General features: G+C 67.0%; 10 protein-coding genes. All 10 read left to right on the forward strand.

All coding sequences use genetic code 11. The annotated features are described in order from the left end of the window. Positions 1 to 53 precede the first annotated feature (53 nt). A complete protein-coding gene (locus ACYPYD_RS13030; protein ID WP_008832917.1) occupies positions 54 to 716 on the forward strand; it encodes a queuosine precursor transporter in 663 nt (220 codons plus the stop codon). 80 nt (positions 717 to 796) lie between these two features. Next, complete coding sequence (gene argB / locus ACYPYD_RS13035; RefSeq protein WP_008832918.1) at positions 797 to 1,696, forward strand: acetylglutamate kinase; 900 nt, start codon at positions 797 to 799, stop codon at positions 1,694 to 1,696. A 48-nt stretch (positions 1,697 to 1,744) separates the two neighbouring features. Next, the gene (locus tag ACYPYD_RS13040) at positions 1,745 to 2,296 is read left to right on the forward strand and encodes a hypothetical protein (protein WP_008832919.1); all 552 of its coding nucleotides are present in this window, start codon (positions 1,745 to 1,747) and stop codon (positions 2,294 to 2,296) included. 232 nt (positions 2,297 to 2,528) lie between these two features. Continuing rightward, positions 2,529 to 2,822, forward strand: a complete 294-nt coding sequence (locus ACYPYD_RS13045; RefSeq protein WP_459663521.1) for a YggT family protein — start codon at positions 2,529 to 2,531, stop codon at positions 2,820 to 2,822. Continuing rightward, a complete protein-coding gene (folD, locus tag ACYPYD_RS13050; protein WP_459663523.1) occupies positions 2,822 to 3,712 on the forward strand; it encodes a bifunctional methylenetetrahydrofolate dehydrogenase/methenyltetrahydrofolate cyclohydrolase FolD in 891 nt (296 codons plus the stop codon). The genes ACYPYD_RS13045 and folD overlap by 1 nt, the downstream gene beginning before the upstream one ends. After that, positions 3,709 to 4,398 (forward strand): Cif family virulence factor, encoded by a 690-nt coding sequence (locus ACYPYD_RS13055; RefSeq protein WP_231958078.1) that lies wholly within the window; start codon positions 3,709 to 3,711, stop codon positions 4,396 to 4,398. The genes folD and ACYPYD_RS13055 overlap by 4 nt, the downstream gene beginning before the upstream one ends. A 10-nt stretch (positions 4,399 to 4,408) precedes the next feature. Beyond that, complete coding sequence (locus ACYPYD_RS13060; protein WP_008829351.1) at positions 4,409 to 5,047, forward strand: MarC family protein; 639 nt, start codon at positions 4,409 to 4,411, stop codon at positions 5,045 to 5,047. Then, the gene (locus tag ACYPYD_RS13065) at positions 5,044 to 5,385 is read left to right on the forward strand and encodes a YnfA family protein (RefSeq protein ID WP_008829352.1); all 342 of its coding nucleotides are present in this window, start codon (positions 5,044 to 5,046) and stop codon (positions 5,383 to 5,385) included. The genes ACYPYD_RS13060 and ACYPYD_RS13065 overlap by 4 nt, the downstream gene beginning before the upstream one ends. An 85-nt stretch (positions 5,386 to 5,470) precedes the next feature. After that, entirely contained in the window at positions 5,471 to 6,481 is a 1,011-nt protein-coding gene (locus ACYPYD_RS13070) for an LLM class flavin-dependent oxidoreductase (protein WP_036529545.1), read from the forward strand. An 8-nt stretch (positions 6,482 to 6,489) separates the two neighbouring features. Continuing rightward, the coding region (locus tag ACYPYD_RS13075; protein WP_459663524.1) for a helix-turn-helix domain-containing protein at positions 6,490 to 6,792 on the forward strand (303 nt) is incomplete at its 3' end.

The following is a 6,792-nucleotide window of genomic DNA, read 5'->3' on the forward strand; positions in this document are numbered from 1 at the left end:
ATTTTCTCCACCGAACCCTAGTCCAACGCCGCTTTGCCCGTTACAGGGAGGCGATGGATCGACCCGTCACTGCGCCTGCGCCCATCATCACCCGCTCGCTTTTCGTCTTCTCGCTGCTCTACGGCGGCCTCGTCGTGCTGGCGGGAGTGCTGGGGACCAAGCTGGCTTCGCTTGGCCACTGGCCGGTGCTGGGCGACCTCGCGGTCGAATCGGGGATCTTCGCGTTCCTGTTGCTGGTGGTGCTCTCCAGCGCCATCGCCGAACTGCACGGACCGGACACCGCCAACAAGCTGGTGCGCTTCGGGTTCATCCCGCTGATCGTCTCGATGCTGCTGCTGACCTTCGTGATCCACGTGGTCCCGCCGGCTGCGTTCTGGGGCGACCAGGAGGCCTATGCTCGCCTGCTGGGGCAGGGCGCGCGGATGCAGTTCGCCGGGCTGATCTCCTACGGCGTGTCGCAGACGCTGAACGTCCTGATCTTCTCGAAGCTGTCGCAAGCTGGCGGCAAGCTGTTGCTGGTGCGCGCGTGGATCGCCTCGATGCTCTCGCAGGTGATCGACACGGTGCTGTTCATCACCATTTCCTTCGTCGGAACCGGCCTGCCGATCGTGCAGATCATGGAGGGCCAGATCATCTCGAAGCTGGTGCTCTCGACGATCATGGTGCCGCCGTTCATCTGGTTCTTCGTGAAGCTGGGCAGGAAACTGGATTCCTGAGCCGATAAACGGCACGATTACGCCGAAAAAATCACGTTAAGCGGGTTCAAAATTGCGCGTGGGGGCGTATTAGCGCCCTCATGTCGAATCCGCACCACCCCGCCCTGCTGGCCAAGGCCGAAACCCTCGTCGATGCGCTGCCCTACATGCAGCGATATGCGGGGCGCACGTTCGTGGTCAAATACGGCGGCCACGCCATGGGCGATCCCGAAAAGGCGGTGGACTTCGCCGAGGACGTGGTGCTGCTGAAGGCGGTGGGCATCAACGTCGTCGTCGTGCACGGCGGCGGGCCGCAGATCGGCGCGATGCTCAAGAAGGTCGGCGTCGAGAGCCAGTTCGTCGATGGCCTGCGCATTACCGACAAGGCGACCGCCGAAGTGGCCGAGATGGTGCTGTCAGGCGCGATCAACAAGGAAATCGTCGGCTGGATCGCCAAGGCCGGCGGCAAGGCCATGGGCGTCTCCGGCAAGGACGGCGGCATGGTCACCGCGCGCAAGGTCTCGCGCACCCGCAAGGACCCCGACAGCCTGATCGAGCAGGTGGTCGATCTCGGCTTCGTGGGCGAGCCCGAACACATCGACACCCGCGTGATCGAGACGATCTCGGGCGCGGGGATGATCCCGGTCATCGCCCCGATCGCGGCCGGACCGGACGGCGGCACCTACAACGTCAACGCCGACACGATGGCGGGCGCCATCGCCGCGGCGCTGGGTGCATCGCGCCTGTTCCTGCTGACCGACGTGCCCGGCGTGCTCGACAAGCAGGGCGAACTGCTGACCGACCTGACCCCCGCCGCGATCGCGGGCCTGAAGGAAGACGGCACCATCTCGGGCGGCATGATCCCCAAGCTGGAGACCTGCATTCACGCGGTCGAGGCGGGTTGCGAGGCGGCCGTCGTCCTTGACGGACGGGTTTCGCATGCCATGTTGCTGGAAATATTCACGCAGGAAGGTGCAGGTACGCTCATCCGGGCGGGCTGAACTACCCTTGCGAGGGGGATCAAGGAACTGAAAGGCGTCTCGAAGCACATGCGCACCAAAGCTGCACTCGCCGTCCTGCTCTCCGGCTCGTTGCTGGCCCTTGCCGCCTGCGGTAAGGCGGGAGAGGACCCGGCCGTGCTCGACAGCGCAAGTGCGGCGGCGGATGCCGGCGATGCCGTGGTCGATGTCGGTCCGGTGGACGGCGCGACGTCCGTGGCCGCGCCTGCCGCAAGCACCCTCGACACCGCCGCCCTGACCGAGCGCCGCGATCCCGAACGACTGCTGCGCTACTACGTCAGTGCCGTGCGCATCGGCGACTGGAACGCCGCGGCTCAGGCCTGGAGCCTCGATGCCGAGATGACGGCGCAAAAGCTGCAGGGCGAATTCGGCGGTGCCAAGCCTCGCCTCGCGGTCGGCAAGGGCGACATGGAAGGCGCGGCGGGCTCGCTCTATTACGAGGCGCCGATCGTCGTGGACTTCGGCGACGGGCGCACCTCGAAGCGCGGGACCATCGTTCTGCGCCGCGTGAACGACGTGCCGGGCGCCAGCGGCAGCCAGCTCAACTGGCGGATCGAGCGGACTTCGACGCTTACGCAGTAATATTGCCCACCCCGTCCGGCTAAGCCGCTGCGCGGCCAAGCCTTCCGGCCCTCCCGCAAGCGGGAGGGCAAGGCGCAGGTCTCTCATTCCCCTCCCGCTTGCGGGAGGGGGCAGGGGTGGGCTTTAACCGCTTACGACCCTTGCCCACCGGCCACCCGCTCGGCTATCAGCGCGCGCAGAACCATGCCGCATGTGCGAACGTGCTGTCCCAACGTCATTCTAGGAGCCGGCCTTGCTGTTCCTCACCATTTTCCAGATCGTCAGCTACCTGATCGACATCATCGTCTTCGTGGTGATCGTGCAGTTCGTGCTCGGGCTGCTGATCGCGTTCAACGTGGTCAACATGCACAACCAGTTCGTGTCGGCGGTCTATACCGCGCTGAACGCGATCCTCGAGCCGCTGCTGCGGCCGATCCGCAAGATCATGCCCAACACCGGCGCGATCGACTTCTCGCCGATGGTGCTGATCATCGGTCTCAAGATCCTGCAGATCATCTTCCACAACCTTGCCATGGCGGGCTACTGATGAGCCAGGTCATCGACGGAAAGGCCTTCGCCGAGGGCCTGCGCGCCCGCGTCGGCACCGCTGCGGTGGGCTTCGAGGCGAAAAGCGGCCGCAAGGCGGGTCTCGCCGTGGTGCTGGTGGGCGAGGACCCGGCCAGCCAAGTCTACGTGCGCAACAAGGGCAAGCAGACGCTTGCGGCGGGCATGAACAGCTTCGAGCACAAGCTGCCCGCAGGCACGTCCGAAGCGGATCTGCTGGCCGTGGTCGAGCAGCTCAACAATGACCCGGCGGTGGACGGCATCCTCGTCCAGCTGCCGCTGCCCGCGCACATGAACGAGCAGAAGGTCATCGCCACGATCAACCCGGACAAGGACGTCGACGGCTTCCATGTCGTCAACGTCGGCCGTCTGGCGACCGGCCTGTCAGGCTTCGTGCCCTGCACGCCGCTGGGCTGCGTGATGCTGCTGAAGGACCGGCTGGGTTCGCTCTCGGGCCTCGACGCGGTGGTGATCGGGCGCTCCAACATCGTCGGCAAGCCGATGGCGCAGCTGCTGATCGCGGAAAGCTGCACCGTCACTGTCGCGCACAGCCGCACCAAAGATCTGCCCGAGGTGGTGCGCCGCGCCGACATCGTGGTGGCGGCGGTCGGCCGTCCCGAGATGGTCAAGGGCGACTGGCTCAAGCCCGGCGCGACTGTGATCGACGTGGGCATCAACCGCGTTCCCGGCGCCGAGGAAGGCAAGACGAAGCTCGTCGGCGACGTCGATTTCGCCTCGGCCGCCGAAGTCGCGGGAGCGATCACGCCGGTTCCGGGCGGGGTCGGGCCGATGACCATCGCGGTACTGCTGCGCAACACCATCGTCGCCGCGCACCGCAATGCCGGGCTCGCCTTCGACGAGACTGCCCTTTGAAGCGGATCGCGCTCGGTCTGGCGCTGGTAGCGGTTTTCGCTGCGTCAGCCCAGACCGATGCGCGGCCCAAGCGCCGCCTCCCGCCCGGTACGGGAACGGCCAACCCCAGCGCCCTCGTTGCCGAGGAGATCGCCTTCGCCCGGCTCGCGCGCGAGAAGGGTCAGTGGAAGGCGTTCCGCGAATTCGCGGACGATACCGCGATTATGTTCGTGCCGCAGGAAGTGCAGGCGCAGGACTGGCTGAAGAAGCAGGCCGATCCCGCCGCTCCCGTGCAGTGGGAGCCGCATCAGGTCTGGATGAGCTGCGACGGCACGCTCGGCGTAACCAAGGGCGCCTGGCAGCGCCCGGACGGCTCGGTCGGCTGGTACACCACGATCTGGCAGCGGCAGAAGAAGGGCGAGTATCGCTGGGTGCTCGACCACGGCGACACCCTGCCGAGCGCTTTGCCGGAACCCGACATGCTCACCGCGCGGGTTGCGAAATGCGGCCGCCGCCCCGACGCGCCGCCGCCGGGTACGCCGCCTGCGGACGCGCGCACTTTCACCGGCGGCAACTCGCTCGACGGCACCTTGCGCTGGCACGTCACGGTCATGAGCGCCAACGATGCCCGCACCGTCAGCGTACAACTGTGGAATGGTACGCAATTCGACACGATCGTAGAGGACAAGGTGACGCCGCAAGGTTAGGGTAGGGCGGATGTACGAGCTTTTCCTCAGCGCCTTCGTCACGCTCTTCGTCGTCATCGACCCGCCGGGCTGCGCGCCCATCTACGCCGGGCTCTCCGCCGGGGCGAGCCGCGCGCAGGCAATCTCCATGGCGACCCGCGCCTGCGTGATCGCGGCGATCATCCTCGTGGTCTTCGCGCTGTTCGGCAAGACGCTGCTGAACGCCCTGCACATCGAACTCGACGCCTTCCGCATCGCCGGTGGCATCATGCTGTTCATGATCGCCATCGACATGGTCTTCGAGAAGCGCACCCAGCGGCGCGAGGAGCGGGCCGAGAAGATCATCGCCCACAACGCCGCCACGCCCGAGATCGAGGACGTCTCCGTCTTCCCGATGGCGATGCCGATGCTGGCGGGGCCGGGCTCGATCGCGACGATGATGCTGCTGACCAGCCGCGCGCACGGCACCGAGCAGACGCTGACGATCCTGGGCGCGATGATCGCTGTGATGCTGCTCGCCTTCGCCGCGCTTGCCGCTGCCGGGCCGCTGATGAAGGTGCTGGGCGACAAGGTCGAGGCGGTGATCACCCGCCTGCTGGGCGTGCTGCTGGCGGCGCTGGCGGCGCAGTATGTGATCGACGGGGTCAAGGCGACGCTGCTTTCTGCATGACCGGGGGCGTGATCCAGACCGCCGCCGTCTACCTCCTCGCCGCACTGGCCGAGATCGGTGGCTGCTTCGCGTTCTGGGGCTGGTTGCGGATGGGCAAGCCGGTCTGGTGGCTGGTGCCGGGCTGCGTCTCGCTGGTGATCTTCGCCTGGCTGCTGACGCTGGTGGACACCTCGCAGGCGGGCCGGGCCTATGCGGCTTACGGCGGCATCTACATCACCTCGGCGCTGCTGTGGCTATGGCTGGTCGAGGGCGTGCGACCGGACCGCTGGGACATGGGCGGCGCGCTGCTCTGCCTTGCCGGGGCGGCGGTGATCCTGCTGGGGCCGCATAAGGGCTGAGGCCCCATTCATCGCCCCCGCGCCTTGCCGCTTGGGTGGCGGCCTCTACTCTCGCGTCAAATCACAAAACGACGGAGAAGGCTGCATGACCGGCGGGCTGGAATTCAGCTACCTCTACGATTTCCGCAATCCGGCCCCGTGGGGCCGCCCGCCCGAAGCGCTCTACGCCGAAATCCTCGACGTGGTTGCGGAAACCGAAGCGCTGGGCTTCGACGGCGCTTTCGTGCCCGAGCACCATCTCGCCGAGGACGGCTACATGTCCTCGCCGCTGGTGGCGCTCGCCGCGATGGCTGCACGCACGCGGCGGATGCGGCTGGGCACCGGCATCGCGCTTGCCCCTCTCTACGAGCCGCTGCGGTTCGCGCAGGACTGCGCGGTGCTCGACAGTCTGTCCGGCGGACGGCTGCAACTGGGGCTCGCGATCGGCTATCGTGCGCGGGAGTACGCGGCGCACGGGCTGGATTTCACCAAGCGCGGCGCCCGGTTCGACGAATTCCTGGAGATCGTGCGCCGCCTTTGGTCCGGCGAGACGGTAGACTTCGAAGGCCGCTTCTTCACTCTTCACGGCGCCAAGGCCGGGCCGCTCTCAAGCCGGGGGCATATCCCGCTCTACATCGGCGGCTTCGCGCCCAAGGCGATGGAGCGGGTTGCGCGGCACGGCGATGGCTACTTCGGCAATCCCGAGATCTGGCCGCTCTACCGCGAGAAACTGGAAGCGGCGGGCAAGGACCCAGCCGATGCACGCATCTGGATACAGGGCCTGATGCTGGTCGTCGCCGAGGACAAGGCGGCGGCGCTGGAGGAACTGGCGCCCCATTTCCACCACGTCAACAACAGTTACGGCGCCTGGATGAACGAGGATAGGGCGATTGGCCTGGACGGTCCGACGATCCAGCCGATGAGCCTCGATGCCTTCAAGGCCAGCGGCATCCTGCAGATCCTGACCCCGTCCGAGGCGGTCGCCTACTTCCACCGCCTGCTGGAAAAGGCCCCGGTCGAGCAATTCACGATGATGATGCCGCCCGGCCTTCCGGCGGAGCGCTTCCTCGCTTATGCGGGGCTCTTCGCGCGGGAGGTGCTCCCGCATTTCCAGTGAGGGCTTGCGTGATCGAGGATGCGGAGAAGGACGGCGAGCGCCGGGGCGGGTCGCCGCAGTCGGTCACCCGGGTCATTCGCCTGCTCGAAGCCCTTTGCGTCAGCAGCGAGCCGGTGTCGCTGGCCGATCTCAGCCGCCGTCTGAAGACGCCCAAGAGCAGCCTTGCGGCACTGCTGCGCGGGTTGGCGGACGAAGACCTCGTCGTCGCGACCGAAGGGGCGTGGCGGCTTGGTTCGGGCGCTTTCGGCCTCGGCAGCGCGCTGACCGAGGCGCGGCGGCGGCTGCAAAGCTCCGACCTCGTGCGCGACGGG

Source organism: Novosphingobium sp. 11B, assembly GCF_054589055.1.

Bases quoted from the DNA above. Each gene is read 5' to 3' on its own strand.
- ACYPYD_RS13030 (WP_008832917.1), top strand. From the start codon at position 54: ATGGATCGACCCGTCACTGCGCCTGCGCCCATCATCACCCGCTCGCTT.
- argB (WP_008832918.1), top strand. From the start codon at position 797: ATGTCGAATCCGCACCACCCCGCCCTGCTGGCCAAGGCCGAAACCCTC.
- ACYPYD_RS13040 (WP_008832919.1), top strand. From the start codon at position 1,745: ATGCGCACCAAAGCTGCACTCGCCGTCCTGCTCTCCGGCTCGTTGCTG.
- folD (WP_459663523.1), top strand. From the start codon at position 2,822: ATGAGCCAGGTCATCGACGGAAAGGCCTTCGCCGAGGGCCTGCGCGCC.
- ACYPYD_RS13060 (WP_008829351.1), top strand. From the start codon at position 4,409: ATGTACGAGCTTTTCCTCAGCGCCTTCGTCACGCTCTTCGTCGTCATC.
- ACYPYD_RS13065 (WP_008829352.1), top strand. From the start codon at position 5,044: ATGACCGGGGGCGTGATCCAGACCGCCGCCGTCTACCTCCTCGCCGCA.
- ACYPYD_RS13070 (WP_036529545.1), top strand. From the start codon at position 5,471: ATGACCGGCGGGCTGGAATTCAGCTACCTCTACGATTTCCGCAATCCG.